Below are 19,736 nucleotides of genomic sequence, written 5' to 3'. Positions count from 1 at the left end.
CTTTTCAAAGCACATCTCTTAAGCTTTCATCGCGATCAAACACACTCCTGGCAAAAGTGCATAGCGGAATGATGCTAATCTTTTTAACTCTGGCAAAATCAACAGCTTCTAAAACCAACTGCTTCCCTACCCCTTTACCTTTAAACTCGGGATTGACTTCTGTGTGATCAATAATTATTCTATCATCTCCTGCCCAGGAATATGACATCCGACCGGCTTCTTTTTCGTCCTCGATGGCTTTAAAGAATCCTTTGTTATCTCTATCAAACTGTTCAATATTCATAATCTCAATTTAAGTTTTTTCAGCGTTGAAAGCTCACTCAATAGTAGTCGTTGTGATTTATATGTCGTTGCCATATCTTTAGAGTCTATTCCATATGCTCATGAAAATTTTCAAACTCACTTTCCTTGCTTTATTATTTACCTCTTTGGTTGTAGTGGCTCAAGACAACCAAACGCAGTCTGAAGAAGTAGTAAAAGAAGAAATACAGCCGATTGCCATTCCAGAAGTCTCATCCCAGGCCGAAGCACTAGTCAAGCGAATAGAAAGTGAATACAAAGTGGCCATCGCTAAACCTACCATTTCTCTAGTCAAACAACAAGCAGATACGCTTCAAAAAGAACTAGACAACATCACCTCCATTACAAATCATATCATGGAGGAAAACCTGCCTTATCGATATGTAGAAGGCTTTGTTAAAAAATGGGATCGACTCATTGCAAGAGCGACCGTACCAGAAATGACCATCAAAGGACATACGGAAAGGATTGATGAGATTTTTCAAGAACTAGCAAAACAGGAAGTTCTCTGGGAAAAAACTAGAGAAGCCTATGCCGACAAAGAAGAAATTCCTGATGAGTTATTTGATCGGATTTTCTTTTCTGTCGATCAAATCAAGAGCCTGAAAAAAACTATGAGCGATAGCCTGCTTCTGGCGATCAATGTGCAAAACCAGATCTTAGATTTAAAACTCGATGCCAACAACTATGCGAACAATCTGGATGAAGTGCTCAAAACTCAGTTCAGCACATTATTGTCGGAACGCCATTTACCCATATGGAATTCCGTGTTTGATAGCACCGTTTATAACAGAACACTCGCCAACAATAAGCTCTGGATACCCATTGCCATGGAGGAATCAACAAGTTACATTCAACTCAATGCCTCCAAAATAGTAGTATTACTTGTCATTTTCATGGTCTTTTTAAGCATTATTTATTGGATGCGTAGTAAACTCACCGAACTCAAAGCCAAAGACCTCGCCGAACTACCTTTGGGAGAAAAAATACTCGACCGTCCAGTTGGAGCAGCCATGCTTTTTACCATGATGGCCAGCCTGATCATCCTGCAAAACAGACCGCTCTATTTGGATATAGTTATGAGTCTTCTTTTTCTTATTCCCTTCATGCTGGTGACAACAAACATCATCATAAAGAAACTGAAATGGACCATCATCTATCTTGCCTGCATGTTTATTTTGGTCGATAGCAGTCGGGTACTTATCCTTTCTGACTACAGCAATCGATTCCTGATGCTCATGATTTCAGGTGCCATGGCCTTTTACTTTTATTGGCTTTTAAAAAAAATCACACGAGAAGAAAGACAAGATGAGGCCAATGACATTTGGTATCGCGTATTGCTCTTCGTTTCACCACTGTTTTTATTGGGGATGCTCGTTTCTATTCTCTCCAACATTGTAGGGTACATTTATATATCTACATTAATCACAGAAGGTTTACTTACTTCTACCATTTTAGCCTTACTACTCGGTGCCTTTTATGTCAGTCTCAAAACTTTAGTACTTCTGTTTCTCAATACAAATGTTGCTCAGAAATCTAAAGTTTTGGAACGTTACAAGGACCAAACTTTTCGTACAATAAAAATTAGCTTGAAAATCTTCTATCTGGTCATTTGGTTCTATTATACAGCCAATGTCACCATGATTTTCAATCCTATTATTGAGCTATATTATGAGATTTGGAATTGGGGAGTCACTGTAGGAACTATTAGCATCTCCGTTGGTGGGGTGATCAGTTTTGGTATCATTCTTTTCATTTCCTGGCTGGTTGCCAATTTCACCAAAGTACTACTTCAGGTAGAATTTCTCGACCGCTTTAACTTGCCCAGGGGTGTTTCAATGGCTGTTGGTTCCCTTACCAATTATGCCGTTATGTTTCTTGGATTCTTCATGGCCTTAAGTAGTTTGGGATTTGATTTAGAAAATTTGGGACTGCTAGCTGGAGCACTCGGCGTAGGTATTGGGTTCGGCTTACAAAATATTGTAGGGAATTTTATTTCTGGATTGATACTCGTATTTGAGAGGCCGATCACCATAGGAGACATTGTAACAGTAGACACCATAGAAGGTGAAGTAACTGCGATAGGCATTCGTGCCAGTAATATTCGTCAATATGATGGTGCCGAATTGATCGTTCCCAACTCATCTCTCATCTCTAGCAACGTTATCAATTGGACACTATCTGATAAACGTAGAAGAATAAAACTAGTCATTCAAACCGACACTAAGGCTAATCCAGAAAATGTAATCGAGTGGATGGAAGAAGCCTTGGCAGAAATAGAAGGAGTGATGAAGCTTCCTATGTGCAAAGCCTATTTTGAGGGGGTAATAGAACAGTCTTATCAATTCTACATTCTCTATTGGGTGTCCAACGATATTTTAAGAGTGAAAAACGAGGTAAACATCCGAATCATCGAAAACCTCAAAAAACACAAAGTAACTGTTTCAGCTCAGCGAAAAGTAGAATTATTGGGCAAGTAAATAAGCATGCAGCATTGTAATTAACAATTGCTTTAAGTTTCGCATGATTCCTTGTAATTTGGCGGATTATTAACCCCACGTTATGCTCAGCAAAATCAAAATTCCTCACGTATTCGCTCTATTGACTATCATCATTCTAGTAGCGAGTATCTTTAGCTATATTATTACCTCAGGCAGCTATGAGCGAAAAGAAGTCCAAGTTGGGCAAATGACCCGAACTGTAGTAGTTCCTAATTCCTTTCGGGAAATCCCAAAGCATTATTCTTTCAAAGGCATATTCGTAGGAGATGAAGTGGAAGGCAAAGCCACGCCAGTCAGTTTTTTTGGTTTTTTGAAGGCCATTCCTAAAGGCCTTGAAGAAAGCGCGGATATCATCTTTTTTGTCTTTTTGATTGGCGGTGCCTTTGGCATGATCAAACGGACAGGAACCATCACGGCTGTCATTCAGGCGCTGATCAATAAATTTAGCAACTCTGGCACTGCCCTCACTGTGGTGCTCATGATAGCCATATCTGCAGCCGGCTCAACATTAGGTATGGGCGAAGAATTTATCCCACTGGTGCCCGTTTTCTTATATGTTTCTCACAAGCTAGGGTACGATAAATTGTATGGATTAGCACTGGTTTTTGTATCTGCTGAAATTGGATTCGCTTCTGCCACCACCAATCCATTCAATGTTCAAATCGCTCAAGGCATCGCAGAAGTACCACTGGGAAGTGGCATGGGATTTCGCTTGATTTTTTATGTAGTGATACTCATCGCAGCCATCATCTACATGCTGAGATATGGCAAAAAACTAAAAGAAGATTTTTCTAATTCTTACCTCGAACCTGACAACGTCTATAAAGAGGATGACTCCTTAGCTCAGTTTGATCTCACCAGCAAACACATACAGATCGTGGTAGTGAGTGCCATTCTTTTTGTAAGTATCCTATGGGCCGTACAAACTCAAGGCTGGTGGATGGCAGAAATGGGTGCAGGTTTTTTACTTATCGGTATGGTTGCAGCCATCATTGGCAGACTATCTCTGAATGAAGCGACAAAGGCATTTATTCTTGGCATGGAAGAAATGTTAGTAGGCGCTCTGGTTATTGGTTTTGCCAAGGGCATTCAAGTTGCTCTGGTGGAGGGACAAATCATGGATTCGGTTATTTATTACTCCTCCAGTACTTTGCAGTACCTTCCAAAGATTGTTGCCGCAGAAGGCATGCTCATTTTTCAAACGATACTCAATTTCTTCATTCCATCAGGTTCAGGCCAGGCAGCCACTACTATTCCCATCATGGTGCCATTAGCAGACTTGCTTGGCATTACTCGAAATACCGCGATTTTCGCCTTCACTTGTGGGGATGGCTTCGCCAATTCCATCATACCTACTTCTGGTATATTGATGGCTATGCTTGGCATAGCAGGCATTCCTTATAAGGATTGGTTGAAATTTATATTACCACTGTTTGGTTGGCTTATGGCTATTTCTGCCATATTCCTAGCCATAGCGGTATGGATTGAATATTAATCGGTCGCCGTATCCATTTCTATTTCCATACCTCTTGTGAAGCTAATAAGTATATTGACCCTCAAAATATTGAATAAGTAATATAAGTTAATATCATTTGTATGATTGATTTATGAACTTTTTCACTTTTCAAAACTCAGGACTGAAAACGAGGAAATCCATTACTTAATTCAATAATTAAATTTTCAACATCGTCCTCTAGCTCAGTAAAGCTATCATAAGTCTTGCCTTGAATATTTTCACGATGTTTGGTAAGAATATCATTTAACTCAGTTTCATTAATGTGATCATTGTCATCAATGCTGTAATAAAACTCACTATGCACAACGTAACCAGATTTTAATGCAATATTCAAAACCCTAATGATTTTTGATATCAAAGCATTTTCAATTATTAAGCCTTGATTTCTTGACACCCTATTTCCTTTGTTATTAGGTTCAATAAGACTATTAATTTTAGCAATAGCTGTTAATACTCCATCTCTGATGTAATTAACTATTGTAACATTAACGTTCTCAATTTGTGTCAAACATTGATCAAAAAGATTCCTATTCGCCTGAATCCTTGCACTTTCTGTAGTATGAGAATACCTTTCAAGAATTTCATCTGAAAATGGAAAAAACGGATCCTCCTTTAAATCTCGATACCTTTCAATTATTTTGAGATCATTTTTCATTACATATCCCTTTTAATAGTAACTACGTCAATTATTTTTTGTAATGCTTTAAATTTTTCATCTTCATTCACATCCATAATCTCATTCACATTTTGAATCATGTCTTCAACTTCATCTGAAGATTTAACAATTATATGTGTAATATCTTCCAGGTTAAAGAACACTTTATCAAAATCTGGCCGCTGATGATATCTTGAGTTTAATTTTTCGACTTCCTCTTTGGCATTATCAGTTTCCAAAACCTGCCTTGGCGCTTTGTCTGCTGGTGTCAAATATCTCCACTCTCTCGCTTCATAGTATATTTTATGTTCGCTATGGAAAGGTTTGGTAAAATATGATTGCTCTTTCAAATGTATCAGCAACTCTTCTTTTAAAAGTTCAAATTCTAAAACAAAATTTGGAGACTTTTCACTCAAATTTTCACGAACAAGTAGCCCACTCAATTTTTCTATTCCTCGTAAGCTCTCTCTATGATTAAAAGCATAGAGAGAATCTATATTCCTATACAATAAAGGATTAACTTGATACTTTTGAACAATTTTGTCTTTCCTTAAGCCAATACCATAACTACCATATCTTCCATGTTTTTCAAATTCGCTTTCGTCATAATCATAGCTGAAATATGTCGTCAAAGGAATATCACAAAAACAAACCATAGGTAGAGCAACAAATCTTGTTTGATCATCTAAGTCTTCAATGTTTTCCTCACAATAGCTTGTCCACAAGCTTCTTGATTTAATTATTGAAATTAGCTTGTCTAAGCTTTTTGTAAAATGAAATAAACTACTTGCAACCATAAAATATCACATTTCGATAAGTCTATTTTTGTGCAGTCTCCATTTCAATCTCGATTCCACCTGTAAAAGAAGCAATCAGATTGTAAACAACGCAACCAATGGCAGTAAAGATAAATCCTATCAGCCCATACATAAGCGGAATGAATAGTAAGGCTACCGGACCGAATTCTGAGAACTCAGGAAAAAACTCATCAGTAAACATAGTTCCAATGAGAGCGAATGGCAGAAAAACAACAAAGGATACTATAGCATAAATAATTGCTGCTACTTTAGCTGTCTGCAACACTCCAAATTTTTTAACTCTTATCATTTTACTTATTTCATTTAGAAATTCTATTCTTTTTTGAGGTCAAGATATAAACAAGCCTTAGTTTATACTCGTAAGTTTTGGAAAAAATTACAGTTTACTCGTTTTCATATCAGAGAATACCCTGTGACAATTATATTTGTGAATTATTAAGAATCTATTCAGTATGAGGCTCGGAACTTTAGCAAGAAAAATAAGCATTACCCCATCCAAGCTGACTGCCTTTTTGGAGTCACAAAACATAGACCTATCTAGTGGAACCAACACTAAGCTGAACGAAGAAGAAATTGAATTGGTACTGGACCATTACAAGGCTGCTTTAGAAGAAGAAAAGCCAGAGCCGGAAGTAGAAGTGGTTGCCGAAGTAGAAGAAGAAAGCCCGGCATTAGAACAAGAGCTGATAGAAGAAAACACTTCTGAAATTGAAGAGACCGAAACTGAGATTCTTGAAGAAGAAGAAAAGGAATCCAAAGAAGAAGAAAAGAAAAAAGAAGAACCAAGAATATCTGAGTCTTTTGTAGAAATTGCTTTGCCTCATGAACTAGAAGATGCTCCAGTTGATTTAGAAGCAACCAAACATGAGCCTATAGAGGAAGATATTATTCAGGAATCTGAGTCTCAAGAAGATGGACCTGAAGAAGTCGAATATGTTCCTCAGGTTCCAGAAGATTTGGATCCTGATATTGAATCTTATGTAGAGCGTCTGGCTTATGACGAAAACATAGAGGTAATCAAACCCGCCAAGGTTAAACTACAAGGATTAACTGTAAAAGGAAAAATCGACCTTCCGGAACCCAAAGTGGAAACTGAGAAAACTGAAGAGCCTAAAAAAGAAGAAAAGAAGGCATACGATCCCGATGAGATTATAACCACCACTGGACCTAGAAGAGACAGAAAAAGAAAGCCTAAAAATTATAAGGGCAAGAAATTCAACAAGGATTACAATCCATTAGAAGCTGCTCGCAAGAAAAAAGAATGGGAGGAGAAAAAGAGAAAAGAACAAGAAGAGCGTCGAAAGAAAAAAGCGAAGGCCAAGCATTACAAGAAGAATGTGAAACCTGCTTCAGCTACACCTACTGCTAAAAAGAAACCTAAAAAAGTTACTGCAAAAAAGAAGCAGCTACAAGAACAACAAACAGGAAATATGCTCCAACGATTCTGGCGATGGATGAATACATAAGGTCCTAATCGCGTTCTAAAAAATCTTAATACGCTTCAGTAATCGTAATACTTCTGAGACCCAATTTATCAGACTTCGTAGAGTTGGTAATTACCGTTGCAGCATAGCGCAACCCTTCGATATCAAACTTAAAAAGTATGCCCTCTTCCTCCTTAGCATTAGTCGAAATAGAGGTGTTGATATAGGTTGCTCCGTTGGCTTTGATAATATTTCTAAAGTCAATCTCTAATGTTCCAGAACTATTTTGCCCACCGAAACCAAGACCTAACTCCTGCCATTTTCTTGGTAATTGATTGCCAGCAGCCGCATCAAAGAACACTTTATTCACTACTTCATTTTGACTAGAAAGTACAGAGAAATTTCCGGCGATATCATATTGCTCGCATCTCTCCGTGCCATTATTTTCTTTCACTTGTTTGATACAAGTGCCTCGGTCTTCAATCTCTTCATTGGTTGTTTGCCCTATGACTATTCCAAATGGAAGTTGAGTTAAACTTGATTGAGCCGAAAGTACACTCACCGAACATGCAGCGAACAGCGTACAAACACAAATTCTGTAGATCTTATTCATATATCCAATTTATCAAAAAATTGGCCCTTTATCAAGTGAGTCAATTAGCGAATGTTGCCAAAATACGCTAATCAACTAATTATGATTGATTGCCTCACCTATTGATCACAAAATTTCGTAACTTTTAGTAACAACAAATGCTTCTAATGATATGAAGGCAACATCCCCAAACGAAGCAGTTATCTTTTTTGCCGGTGATTCCGGTGACGGCATACAACTTACTGGAGGTCAGTTTTCAGAAACTGTTGAGATTTTTGGCAACGACATCAGTACGTTTCCCAATTTCCCGGCCGAGATAAGAGCGCCAAAAGGAACGCTTTTTGGCGTATCCGGTTTTCAGTTAAAATTAGGAAGCGTTAAGGTTTTTACACCCGGAGATCAATACGATGTATTGGTAGCCATGAATGCCGCTTCGCTCAAAACCAATTTGCACCAACTGAAAAAAGGAGGAGTGATTATCGCCAACACTTCAGGTTTTGATAAAAAGAATCTGACCTTGGCCAAATATGAAAATGGTGTAAATCCTTTAGAAGACCATTCTCTCGATAATTATGACGTGCATGATTTTGATGTCACTAAAATGACTCAAGATTCATTGGTAGACACTGGCATGGACAGAAAAGAAATCGAACGATGCAAAAACATGTTTGTACTAGGATTTGTTTATTGGATGTTCAATCAGGATCTTAAATACACGATTACATTTCTAACCGAAAAATTCAAATCAAAACCCGAACTAGCAGATGCCAATATCAAAGTGCTAAAAGCTGGTTTCAACTTTGCCGACACCAGTGAGACCTTTACTTCCAGATTTAGTATCAAACCAGCCAAATTACCGAAAGGACATTATAGAAATGTAAACGGCAACCAAGCTGTTGCGCTTGCCCTCGTGGCCGCTTCCAAAAAATCTGGATTGGAGTTATTTTATGGCAGTTACCCGATTACACCGGCATCGAACATTTTACATCAACTGTCGAGATACAAAAATTATGGTGTGAAAACTTACCAAGCGGAAGATGAAATTGCTGCCGTTTGTTCAGCCATCGGCGCATCATTTGCCGGCAACCTGGGAGCTACAGCTTCTTCAGGTCCGGGTATTGCACTAAAAGGCGAGGCCATGGGGTTGGCTATGATTTTGGAATTGCCATTGGTGATAGTCAATGTCCAAAGAGGTGGGCCATCTACTGGGCTTCCTACCAAAACCGAACAAGCCGATCTCTTACAAGCACTCTATGGCAGAAATGGTGAGGCACCCATTCCAATATTTGCTCCCTCCACCCCAAAAGATTGTTTTGATATGACTTTCATGGCTTGTAAAATAGCCCTCGAGCATATGACACCTGTAATGCTTCTTACGGATGGGTACATTGCTAATGGCTCTGAACCCTGGCAGTATCCCGAAAGCAAAGACCTGGCTGACATTAAGCCACCGCTTATTAAAAAGAATCAAAAAGACGACCACTTTCTACCCTACCAACGAGATGAAAATTTGGTAAGGAAATGGGCAATTCCTGGTATAGCAGGATACGAGCATCGTATCGGCGGACTCGAAAAGGAGATGGATACGGGTAATGTGAGCTATGACCCTGACAACCATGAACAAATGATTAAGATCAGGGCAGAGAAAGTAGAAAAGGTGGCTAGTGTATTTCCTGAACAGACTTACGCCCAAGGAAGTGAAAAGTCCAAACTACTCGTCATCGGCTGGGGATCTACCTATGGTGCCATTGAATCAGCGATTATTGATTTGGGAGAGGAAGGGTATGATATAGCCCATATTCATCTGAGAATGATTCACCCTCTCCCGTCCAATTTAGGTGAAATCCTAAGACATTTTGAGCAAATCATAGTTCCTGAAATGAACAATGGACAACTTGTTATGGTCCTCAGAAACAAGTTTCTGCTGCCATTAAAAAGTGTGACTAAAATCAAGGGCGTTCCCTTTACAGTTCAAGAAATAAAAGAAGCCATCTTAAACCAATTGAGTCATGGATAAAGTAGCAGAACCAAAAAACTATACGGCTAAAGACTTTGCCTCTGATCAAGAAGTCAGGTGGTGTCCGGGTTGTGGAGACTATAGCATTCTGAATCAAGTAAAGAAGATCTTACCTGAAATTGGTGTGGCTAAAGAGAACATTGTTTTCATTTCTGGCATTGGTTGCTCCTCGCGTTTCCCCTACTATACCGAAACCTATGGCATGCACAGTATTCATGGTAGAGCAACGGCGATAGCCAGTGGACTCAAAGCAGCCAATCCAAAACTAGATGTTTGGATTATTACCGGTGACGGCGATGCATTGTCCATCGGTGGCAATCATCTGATTCACCTTTTAAGGAGGAATTTCAATGTGAATATTTTGCTTTTCAATAACGAGATTTATGGTTTGACCAAAGGCCAATATTCTCCTACTTCTCCTATTGGTAAGATTTCAGCTTCTACTCCTCAAGGGTCACTGGATTACCCCTTCAATCCACTGATGTTGGCGTTAGGTGCGGAAGGTACTTTCGTCGCCAGGTCTATTGACACTAACCCTACCCACTTACGTGAAACTTTGCTTCAAGCGCACAATCATCATGGCGCTAGCTTTGTTGAGATTTATCAAAACTGCAATGTATTTAATGACGGTTGTTTTGCTCCCTTCTCAGACAAAGGGGTAAAAGACGATCATGTGGTGATGCTGGAGGAAGGTAAACCTTTGGTTTTTGGTGCTGACTCCGACAAAGGAGTTACACTAGATGGTTTCAAACCCAAAATTATTGAATTATCCAATGGTCACACTCCAGAAGAATGCTGGATACACGATCCTACAGATCGAATAAAGGCTACTATACTCACTCAATTTTTCGAATATAGTGCTGAACCAGGCGTGCTGCCTCGACCATTCGGGTTGTTTTACAAAGAAGATAGATACAGCTACGAAGATCATATGGAAGACCAACTGAAACAATCGGATGAAAAAAATGGGAAAGGTGATTTGGACGAATTGCTCTCGGGTCCTAACCCTTGGCAAGTAGCCTAGCGCATCTTCGGATTAATCTTTTTTCGGTCTTATATTTGTACACAGCCCAAGAGTACAATTAAATTTCTGTTTCAATCACCAGGAAAGAATGACCAAAAAGTTAGCACTTCTCAACCTATTCCTATTCCTATCTCAATTACTCTCGGCACAAGATGTTGCTTCGCTGTCTATTAGTGAAAAATTTGTAGAGGCTAAAGTGGGAGATGAAATCAGTGTACAGGTTGAGCAAAAAGGCCAAGGCAGTATCGTCATGAAAAATGCGCCAAATGATGCCTCGCTCGCTGAAGATGGTACTTTTTCCTGGGTGATTCCTGAAAGTGCCGAGGATTCAAAAATTACTGTAGAGTTCTTTTTGATAGACAGTGCCAAACTTATCGACATTGAATCCATTTTCATCAAGGTGCTGGCTGACTATGATCCTCCCAAGTTTTTCATTCATTCAAACCATGAATTAACGAATGGTTTTTATCAGCTTCATCCCGGGCAAACGATTGAACTCTCTGTGTTGGGATATGCTTCTCAAGACTCCTCCAAAGTTGAGCTTAGTCATTTTTTCAATGACAATACTGGAGAATTCCATATCGGAAATGGTAAAGTAGAAATTATTCACAATCAACTTACTTTCAAATGGACACCACTAGACATCCATCTGGATCAAAAATATTTTAGTTTGACTGTGAATGCCCATGACACACAGGGCCAAAGTTCACAACATATATTCCTTTTCATCATCAATAGAAAAAATGAGTCTCCATATTTTAAGTTTCCCGTCCTTGATGAATATCTTCTTCATGCTAATGAAGCCTTAGAAGTAGACCTGTCTGTAGTAGATCCAGATCAGGACTCGCTGGTTTACAAAATGGACATCCCTACTTCCATTGGCAATCCAAAACTTACCAATGGGAAGTTTTACTGGAAACTGAATCCCTATCAAATTGAGCAGTTGAAGAAGTTATTTCCTATTGAGGTTTATGTAGAAGTCAGTGAGCAAGGAAATGAAAACCCAATCTCTATCAATAAGACATTCCTGATCAAGCGGAGTGTCATGAACCAACCGCCAAAAATTCTGAATCTTCAAAACGAAGCGGTTTATGAGGGGCTTCCCTTTCATCGAACGATCTTCATCCAAGATGCCAATGATGATTTTGAAGACTTGAAATTTGATATCATCGGTGCTCCGGAGGGAATGACATGGGAAGCAAAAAACAACGCAGTGGAATTAAACTGGACGCCCAGTTATGACATTATAGGAATCGAACTAAAACCCAAAAAATTTGACATGCTCATGGTGGCTGAAGACCCAGATGGTTCTATCGACCAACGGGCTTTTACACTTACGGTTCATCATAGAGAGAATACGGAGATCACATACCAAAGCTACCTCAACTACAGAGACGAAGCGATTTTCCTTATAGACCATTTGAATGAAATGCATGCCGACCTTGAGCAAAGGGAAGGAAGTGTAAAAAACCTCAAAAGAGGTCTGTCCGTCATGACGATGCTATTTGCCACTTACACCGCAGCCGGAAATGTTTTTACAGAAGGCTCCGCTGCTCATAAAGCAGTACCCTATATCGGGATTATGGCGGCTATTGCTGGTGGTATCAATGCTTTTGGTTTCAATGATTTGAGCAGATATGGGTCATTGAGAAGTCAGACCTTCATATTGCAGCAAAAGCTCATCTATGTGCTGGCTATCCTGCGAGATTACCACATCGATGGACCCAACAGCCCCAATCTGGAAAATGCAGAATTTAGAGACCAGCTGGCCAACTATGAAAACTGGATGGTTCAGGACAAACTCAATTTCAAGAGCTATTACAACAGTTATAAAAGTCTGAATTACATCCAAAAAAGAACCAAGAAACAAGTTCGCAAAGCGCAAGCCCTTGGCAAAAAACCTGAAGGTTTACTGTTTATAGATTTGACTGAGTTTTAGACACCAATAGTCTATCCTCTCTCACATGCTGAACCCAGAAAACCTGTTAGATTTGTAATAGACATATCATGGATAACACACATTATGTTAGCCACTTGTTAGTGAGAATTGAAAATGGAGATTGACACATTATCATGTATTTTTTTGATCACTTAGGAGTTTTTTATTACTGGATGTATTTGAACATAGCAAATAGAATAAGGAACAAATCCGTTCCAACAATTTCTGAAATAATAAAAGGAGATGGTAAGTATGAGAAAGGAGACATTGTTGATCAACAAGCCTACGGATTAAATTTCAAAATACTTGGAGTGGTTGTGACTCTAATTATCATCAAACTTATAATGTACTCTGGTATATAAGATGAGTGATCAGCTTAAGAACATCATTCTAGCTATTGGATTGGCTATCTGTTTCACTTGGTTAACTCTGTACGCTACTGATGCACTTAACCTCCAATTTGATCCTGACAACTACTCAACGCACACCCGAATTTTAAGAATGAACCCGAAGGTTGAATATGGAAAGTTCGGGAACGAAATGATTGTGATAGATGATCAAGATCCACTCATTGTCCCAACCACCAATTTCTTTCTCAAAAGCAATGGTATTTCAACCAGCGAATTCTTGGAAGAAGTTCATATTGGTGATACCGTAACATACTCCATTGAAAATGAATCAGTGTTTTTCAGCAATCCTAACCAGGTTCAGGCTTTGAGCATTGGAACTAAGACATACTTGGCACTTGAACACCTTGAGTACAAGAACTCGATTGGTTTTCGAATACTCAAATATTCTGTTGCCATCCTAATGTTCGCTGGAATCCTGTATAACGCAGTATTAATGATTCGAACATAAAAGTCTCTCTAACATGGCGTGATAGTGCATGTGCGAACTGAGCATTTGGCCAGCCTCGGCGGAACGAACCCGTGCATCTGCCGGCGGAAATCACTTCTCTGCTTATAGCGATATCAGTTCGTCGCATCGGAAGATCGGCAGAACGTGGCTCTTACCGAATCGCTAGCAGGTTCGGCAGATTTTCACTACTTTGGCTCTTTTATCAAACGACACGCACACGCACCATACGCAGGCGTTGACATGCATAATAAAATCAACAAAATGAAAAGACTAATTATCTTTATGTCACTTTTATATGCATGCTCTCTGAATGCACAAAATAAATCAATCTTAAAATCCAAGGATAATATATTTAGATTGAGGCCCATAAATCCTGCCTTACCAATTGATACGCTAATACACGAATCAAATAATGGAGTTTTTAAAATCACCCCTTCAGGGTTACTCACCTTCCCTTCTGGGATAAGTTATCAGTTGAAAATAGAAAAAAACCTCATAGTAGAACAAGCCAGCATCTACCAAACTAAAGGTTTCACCTATGTGTTTCACGATGAGACAAATTTAATGGAAGGTGGTTTTTGGTTAGTCAAAATTGACAATTCAAATATGCAACAGATTTATAAAGAATACATAGTCTCTGTTTCATCCGGTCCAATAATTAAAGATAATTACACCTACATCACATTTTCTACTCATGCAAAGAAAATAGACTTAGAGACGGGTAAGAATGTTTGGTACCATCAAGATGTTAGAAATGGAAATGTTGATATTAAGATAGACTTGGATACCATAATATTTGATAATTCTGTTGTTAAATTCATCTCAAGAAAAAGTCACAGTATACTACAAAACGACACTATTGTTATTGATGACAAAATAGGAAAAATAATCAAAACGTCGTTTTAAAAAACACATGCTAACATTTGATTTGAGATGCATGGCAGCATAGCGATATTAGAGAGTTCGGTGGTTTTTACAAGCCCCGCCGATTCTGTTCTACGCCTCATGAGAAATCAAAAATGTATGAACAGAATCACAGGTTCAGCTATCTTTCTGCTTTAATCAAGCTGTGAGGTCACATCGTCCTACACAGGCGATGTAAAGAGATTTTTTATTTTGGTTAACCTCTTTAACTCTATATTTGGCATATGAACTTGCCTCGTTACAATTTATCATCTGATACTCATTTAACAACTTTCGAATTTATTAGTGAAGGACCAAAAGGGAAAATTGTCAAACTTGTACAATATTCTCCAACCAATCTGAAGAACGTCTTCAACTTGGCATTTGGAGATAAAAATGGAGAAACAGGCCAAATCGATGATCAAACGATTTCGAACAACGGTGATAGCGAAAAGATTCTTGCAACTGTGGTAAGTACTATTTATGCATTTACAGATCAACACCCTAAGGCAAATATCTATGCAACTGGAAGTACAGAAAGCCGAACTAGGCTGTATAGAATTGGAATTACAAAATACATTGAAGAAATTTCACAGGACTTTCATGTCTATGGTGAACTCAACAAGGGCTGGGAAAAATTCGTTAAGGATAGAGATTATCTCGGTTTTTTAGTCTATAGAAAATAAGCTTAACTTTACATTATGAGCGCGAAGAATATTTCTAAGAAGAATGTACCAGTTGTTCGAATCAACAAAAAGCTTGATTCTATAGCTTCAGTGGTTCTATTTCCAGAAAAGGTGGCAAAGGCTAATGATATGCTAAGAAAAACAGGATTGCCCCAGTTGTCTAAATAGGTCAACTGAAAAATACATCTAATATCATACATCAATTCAAGCTACTGGCTGCTATAGGACAGTTTTGAACTTGCTCCAGCCCCGCTGAATCCCAGATTCAGCTATATTTCATCCGAAACTTAACTACATAACGCACGAATGATGTATCGGCATTATCACTAAAAAGTTATCAAACCAAGTCATTTGATTAAGATGGTATTATCGTGATAATTCTATTTCAATTTTATGTAAACGACAAACACCAGGCAAAAGGAAATGCTAAAAAATGTTAAATGCAGAATCTCACCTTTTGGCCTATCCCAGGGATGTCTATATTTGTTTGATTTGAAAATTCTCTTATATGGTTTGGAGCGGTGAGATCGGCAGCTTAGAATTATTCTTTATTATACTTTTTGGCTTCTTTTATGTGCTGTACATATTTAGAACAGTAAGAGCGGCAAAAGCATTGGGCACCAGCTATCGTCGTGTATTCTATAAGGTTACTTTAAGGGCAGCGTATTTCGCTTTATTTCTGGTCGCACTCTTAGGGCCATCATTTGGAGAATCTACCAAAGAGATCAAGTCCATCGGCAAGGATATATTTATAGCCATAGATCTGTCCGAGTCTATGAATGCATTCGATATCCAACCTACCCGCCTTGAAAAAATTAAGTTTGAATTAAAAGAAATCGTTGATGCCTTTTCTTCCGACCGCATAGGACTCATCATGTTTTCAAATGAAGCCTACGTACAATGCCCGCTGACCTATGACAAAAGTGCGTTGAACTTATTTATAGAAACGCTAAATACCAATCTGGTTCCAAACACAGGCACTGACTTCGGCCCACCGCTCAAAATGGCCCTCGACAAGATTTCAGTTGACAAGGAAACAGTCACCAGACAAAAGTCAAAAATTATTATCCTGATCAGTGATGGAGAAGATTTTGGTGAAAACACAGCGAGTATCGCAAAATCAATAGAGAAAGAAGGAATAAAATTATTCACCCTTGGTATAGGAACCGCCAAAGGAAGTAAAATAATGACGCAACGAGGATTCAAAAAAGACAATAAAGGGCAGGATGTTCTTTCTAAATTGAACCCGGTGTCTTTAAAGAAAATTGCCTCGGCTACCAGCGGCAAATATTTTGAGATCAATGCCACACAAAATGATGTAGAAAAGTTAATCAATACCATCGGCGATATCGAAGGAGAATTGCGTGATAGTAAAACGATGGACGTCTCTGCCAACAAGTACTATTACTTCCTGGCACTTGCGCTGGTTTTAGTCTGTATAGATGCTGTAATAAAAGTAAGAACTGTTAATATATGAAGTTACTTAGCACGATATTGATTCTTACGGTATGCTTCCAAGCTTCGGCCAATGACATCTCAAAAATCAACGAGCTGAAGAAAAATGCCGAAATCGCATTTAAACACCAGCAGTATGAGGTCGCTGTCTCCAATTACTCCTTTCTTATTGATACTCTACAAGTATTCGATGAAGAGTCAATCATGAATCTGGGTCATGCTTATTTTCAGCTCAACCAAAAAGATCAGGCGCAGGCCCAATATCAGAAACTTGTATTGTCTAAAAATGAACAACTCAAGTCAGTAGCCTATCAGCAACTCGGCGCTATGTCGAACGATCCTAAAACGCTCGAAAAAGCCATGTCTTATTTCAAAGAATCCATCAAGTCGGACCCGAGTAACCTGGATGCTCGATACAACTATGAACTGGTAAAAAAGAAATTGAAAGACCAGCAGGAACAGAATCAGAATCAGGAGAATCAGGACCAGAATAACGAAAATCAGGAAAACCAGGACGAAGAGAAAAAAGATCAAGACCAGCAGGAAAACGAAGACCAGCAAGAAGGCGATCAAAATCAGGATCAGAAGAATCAAAATTCAGAAGATCAAGAGCAACAAGATCAAGAAAATCAGGATCAACAGGACCAACAGGACCAGGAAAACCAAGACGATCAGCAGTCAAAAGATGGTGAGGAGAACGAAAAGGAAGGCGACCAACAAGAGCAACAGCAACCTCAGGATGGAGAAGAAAGTGAGGACAAAAGTGAAAAGCAGGACCAGCAGCAGCCAAGCCCATCCGACAAAATGCAAGAAATGAATATCTCAGAGGAAAAGGCCAAGATGATTCTCGAGGCCCTTAAAAACAGTGAAATTCAGTACATTCAGCAAAATCGACGAAAGCCAACTAAACGCAAAGACAGCGACAAGCCGGATTGGTAAATCTATAAATTACTGAACCACCAATAACGATTGATCCTGAATCACAGAGCCATCTTTCATATGAGCTGTCACTAATATCTGATAATTGGTACTTAGATCAGAAGTCTTTAGGTCGATCCAGAAAGAGCCTTTGTTCTTATCCACTTTTGCATTCCAATACAATTGATGCCTAAAATCTGGCGCATACTCATTATCCACATTCTTCTTATTCAAGTTTTGGCAACGCTGTAGAATAGGCAAATTATTATATGCATCCTTTAGGGGATTTTCAACACCTTCCTTAAGGTAAAAGGAAACAGAGCCATTCAAACTGAAATTTCCTAAATGTCCATTGGCTGCATAAGAATTTCTTACTTCAACTCTAGAAATATCCTTAGGATTTAGATTTAGAATCGTTCGCTTATCATAGATCGGAAGATCATTTAGAAAAATCAGAGGTGAACCGCGATATTTATACGTACTCATGTAACGATACATAGTTAATTCTGGCTCATCACCTTTACTCTTTACCACTGAAACATACTTCACTACATAGTTTATCATGTCCACCATAGTATTTGGCACATCGTAATCATCCATGTTATAAGTGAAATCAGGCTCTGGCAGAGAAGCTTTTTGCTTCTCATTATTTTGAAACGAAAGCATAATGTTTCGTTGTGTATCATACTCCTTAATATAGGCTACCTCGCGATCCGACAAGCGCAATACGGTACTCATTGGAGGGTATCTAAATTCTACGCTTTCTTTGAAGTTGGCCTGCTCAATAGGCTGAAGATAGGTAGTAAAGTGATATGGGAAAATTTGAGAGTTTTTACCAGCTACACGCTCGAAATCATGAATTCCTGTAATGCTTTCACATCGGATATCTAGTGCTTTCATGGTAGTCAAATTCAAGACTGACAATTCATCGAAAGGAAACCCCTCCCTATAACTCAACACGCCATGAAACTGTTTGGCATTTAATCTTTCGATATTTTCACTTTTTTGAAGATCAGCTCCAAAGAATATCAAATAAGAGTCAAAATCACGGTCATCAACTAATTGTAAGTCCAAGCCCACTTGATCGAAATAAAATTCTTCATAAAAATTTCTTTGCTGAGCATAATTCTTATCAATAATGGATACATCCAAATAGTCTATTTGCTCCGAATTGTCGTCGATGACATATTCCACTTCTTCATTGTTTGATGCGACGATTGTGTTGAGATATAGATTTTCCTCAACTGCCGGAACATGAAAATAAGTGAATGGGCTGACTTCTGTATTTTGATAATTAAAACCGATTTGTTGAATGCCATATTCTAATTGTCTTGCCGGCAGCATGATATCTAAAGTATCTGCATTTTCTACAAAAACAGATTTGACGGCGGTTGTACCATTGAGCAAAACTTCAATCGGCTCTGTCCCTTGGCTTTCTCGCTTCAATTTGATTAAAATGGATTCATTTTTACGCTGGATATCCACAGCCAATGCTGCTCTTCCAGGAACTAAATCAATAGTCTTTTTACCGAAACGTATTTTATACAAACTATCTGTTGGGTTTAATTCAAAACCTACTATTCCATTCGCATCAGTATCTAGGTATTGCACCAAAGAATCCAAACTATTGACAAGGGTGCCTTTGGATTGAATTCCTGCTCCTGAGGAATCAACTAGCCGTGCAACCACTTGATTATTCTGCCCTTGATGTAATGCCCCTCCTTTGTATTTCACCTGAATATCGCTTGCTTCTTGAACAGCGTTCTCCTCAAGCTCCAATGCGTAGACCTGAATATTTTTAACCGCTTGGGTAGCTCCTTTGCTATTACAAATTATTCTATAAACACCTGACTCCAAACTATCCGACAACGAAAAAAAATACTTCGCTTCTGGATTTTCCAACGAGCTTTTCGTTTGTACAATTTGACCATTGGGTGCAACTAAGTCCGTAAATAGCGGAGCCTCGTCTTCATCGACTTTCTCTTCTCCAAATCTTGTCACCTTGTACATGACTTGTTCCCCTACTACGAATTTGTCTTTGTTGGTACTTATATACAGTGCGTCTTGGGCCAGTACATCTGTCAACGAAATACAAAGAGTTAATAATATTACAAATAGCTTATACATTAC

General features: G+C 38.7%; 18 protein-coding genes. 12 read left to right on the top strand and 6 right to left on the bottom strand.

Annotated features, from left to right (window positions below; genetic code table 11):
- Positions 1-4 precede the first annotated feature (4 nt).
- A complete protein-coding gene (locus tag ACOQO5_RS18830; protein ID WP_420583237.1) occupies positions 5-283 on the bottom strand; it encodes a GNAT family N-acetyltransferase in 279 nt (92 codons plus the stop codon).
- 100 nt (positions 284-383) lie between these two features.
- Between ACOQO5_RS18830 and ACOQO5_RS18825 the strand changes: the two genes are divergently transcribed.
- Positions 384-2,780, top strand: coding sequence for a mechanosensitive ion channel family protein (locus ACOQO5_RS18825; protein WP_420583236.1), 2,397 nt, complete (start codon positions 384-386; stop codon positions 2,778-2,780).
- Between the two features lie 82 nt (positions 2,781-2,862).
- Positions 2,863-4,296 (top strand): YfcC family protein, encoded by a 1,434-nt coding sequence (locus ACOQO5_RS18820; protein ID WP_420583235.1) that lies wholly within the window; start codon positions 2,863-2,865, stop codon positions 4,294-4,296.
- Positions 4,297-4,432: 136 nt separating this feature from the next.
- On the opposite strand, the gene ACOQO5_RS18815 is transcribed toward ACOQO5_RS18820, so the two are convergent.
- Genes ACOQO5_RS18815 through ACOQO5_RS18805 form a run of 3 tightly spaced genes read right to left on the bottom strand, consistent with a single transcriptional unit; the run spans position 4,433 to position 6,079 of the window.
- Positions 4,433-4,972: a hypothetical protein gene (locus tag ACOQO5_RS18815; RefSeq protein ID WP_420583234.1), complete on the bottom strand. Its 540-nt coding sequence runs from the start codon at positions 4,970-4,972 to the stop codon at positions 4,433-4,435.
- Entirely contained in the window at positions 4,972-5,769 is a 798-nt protein-coding gene (locus ACOQO5_RS18810; RefSeq protein WP_420583233.1) for an abortive infection system antitoxin AbiGi family protein, read from the bottom strand. The genes ACOQO5_RS18815 and ACOQO5_RS18810 overlap by 1 nt, the downstream gene beginning before the upstream one ends.
- Before the next feature lie 22 nt (positions 5,770-5,791).
- Positions 5,792-6,079: a hypothetical protein gene (locus tag ACOQO5_RS18805; protein ID WP_420583232.1), complete on the bottom strand. Its 288-nt coding sequence runs from the start codon at positions 6,077-6,079 to the stop codon at positions 5,792-5,794.
- A 163-nt stretch (positions 6,080-6,242) separates the two neighbouring features.
- Here ACOQO5_RS18805 and ACOQO5_RS18800 point away from each other — a divergent pair, with 163 nt between their 5' ends.
- The gene (locus tag ACOQO5_RS18800) at positions 6,243-7,256 is read left to right on the top strand and encodes a hypothetical protein (RefSeq protein ID WP_420583231.1); all 1,014 of its coding nucleotides are present in this window, start codon (positions 6,243-6,245) and stop codon (positions 7,254-7,256) included.
- 25 nt (positions 7,257-7,281) lie between these two features.
- Here ACOQO5_RS18800 and ACOQO5_RS18795 read toward each other — a convergent pair whose 3' ends face one another.
- Positions 7,282-7,827, bottom strand: a complete 546-nt coding sequence (locus ACOQO5_RS18795; protein WP_420583230.1) for a hypothetical protein — start codon at positions 7,825-7,827, stop codon at positions 7,282-7,284.
- 151 nt (positions 7,828-7,978) lie between these two features.
- Here ACOQO5_RS18795 and ACOQO5_RS18790 point away from each other — a divergent pair, with 151 nt between their 5' ends.
- From ACOQO5_RS18790 to ACOQO5_RS18750, 9 genes are all read left to right on the top strand, one after another.
- Positions 7,979-9,823, top strand: a complete 1,845-nt coding sequence (locus ACOQO5_RS18790) for a 2-oxoacid:acceptor oxidoreductase subunit alpha (protein ID WP_420583229.1) — start codon at positions 7,979-7,981, stop codon at positions 9,821-9,823.
- On the top strand, positions 9,816-10,847 hold the full coding sequence (locus ACOQO5_RS18785) for a 2-oxoacid:ferredoxin oxidoreductase subunit beta (RefSeq protein WP_420583228.1): 1,032 nt from the start codon (positions 9,816-9,818) through the stop codon (positions 10,845-10,847). Before ACOQO5_RS18790 ends, ACOQO5_RS18785 begins: the two co-directional genes overlap by 8 nt.
- Before the next feature lie 88 nt (positions 10,848-10,935).
- A complete protein-coding gene (locus ACOQO5_RS18780; protein ID WP_420583227.1) occupies positions 10,936-12,786 on the top strand; it encodes a hypothetical protein in 1,851 nt (616 codons plus the stop codon).
- 363 nt (positions 12,787-13,149) lie between these two features.
- On the top strand, positions 13,150-13,644 hold the full coding sequence (locus tag ACOQO5_RS18775) for a hypothetical protein (protein WP_420583226.1): 495 nt from the start codon (positions 13,150-13,152) through the stop codon (positions 13,642-13,644).
- Positions 13,645-13,905: 261 nt separating this feature from the next.
- Complete coding sequence (locus tag ACOQO5_RS18770; RefSeq protein WP_420583225.1) at positions 13,906-14,550, top strand: hypothetical protein; 645 nt, start codon at positions 13,906-13,908, stop codon at positions 14,548-14,550.
- 242 nt (positions 14,551-14,792) lie between these two features.
- Complete coding sequence (locus tag ACOQO5_RS18765; RefSeq protein WP_420583224.1) at positions 14,793-15,233, top strand: DUF6934 family protein; 441 nt, start codon at positions 14,793-14,795, stop codon at positions 15,231-15,233.
- Between the two features lie 15 nt (positions 15,234-15,248).
- The gene (locus ACOQO5_RS18760; RefSeq protein WP_420583223.1) at positions 15,249-15,401 is read left to right on the top strand and encodes a hypothetical protein; all 153 of its coding nucleotides are present in this window, start codon (positions 15,249-15,251) and stop codon (positions 15,399-15,401) included.
- A gap of 340 nt (positions 15,402-15,741) precedes the next feature.
- Positions 15,742-16,710 carry a vWA domain-containing protein gene (locus ACOQO5_RS18755; RefSeq protein WP_420583222.1) on the top strand — a complete coding sequence of 323 codons (969 nt, stop codon included), beginning with the start codon at positions 15,742-15,744 and terminating at the stop codon, positions 16,708-16,710.
- Positions 16,707-17,627 carry a hypothetical protein gene (locus tag ACOQO5_RS18750; protein WP_420583221.1) on the top strand — a complete coding sequence of 307 codons (921 nt, stop codon included), beginning with the start codon at positions 16,707-16,709 and terminating at the stop codon, positions 17,625-17,627. Before ACOQO5_RS18755 ends, ACOQO5_RS18750 begins: the two co-directional genes overlap by 4 nt.
- Before the next feature lie 9 nt (positions 17,628-17,636).
- On the opposite strand, the gene ACOQO5_RS18745 is transcribed toward ACOQO5_RS18750, so the two are convergent.
- Positions 17,637-19,733: a hypothetical protein gene (locus ACOQO5_RS18745; protein WP_420583220.1), complete on the bottom strand. Its 2,097-nt coding sequence runs from the start codon at positions 19,731-19,733 to the stop codon at positions 17,637-17,639.
- Positions 19,734-19,736 lie beyond the last annotated feature (3 nt).

The sequence above is a fragment of the Reichenbachiella sp. genome (assembly GCF_965223055.1).
Lineage (GTDB): Bacteria > Bacteroidota > Bacteroidia > Cytophagales > Cyclobacteriaceae > Reichenbachiella.
This window is presented reverse-complemented; position numbering and strand designations above follow the sequence as displayed.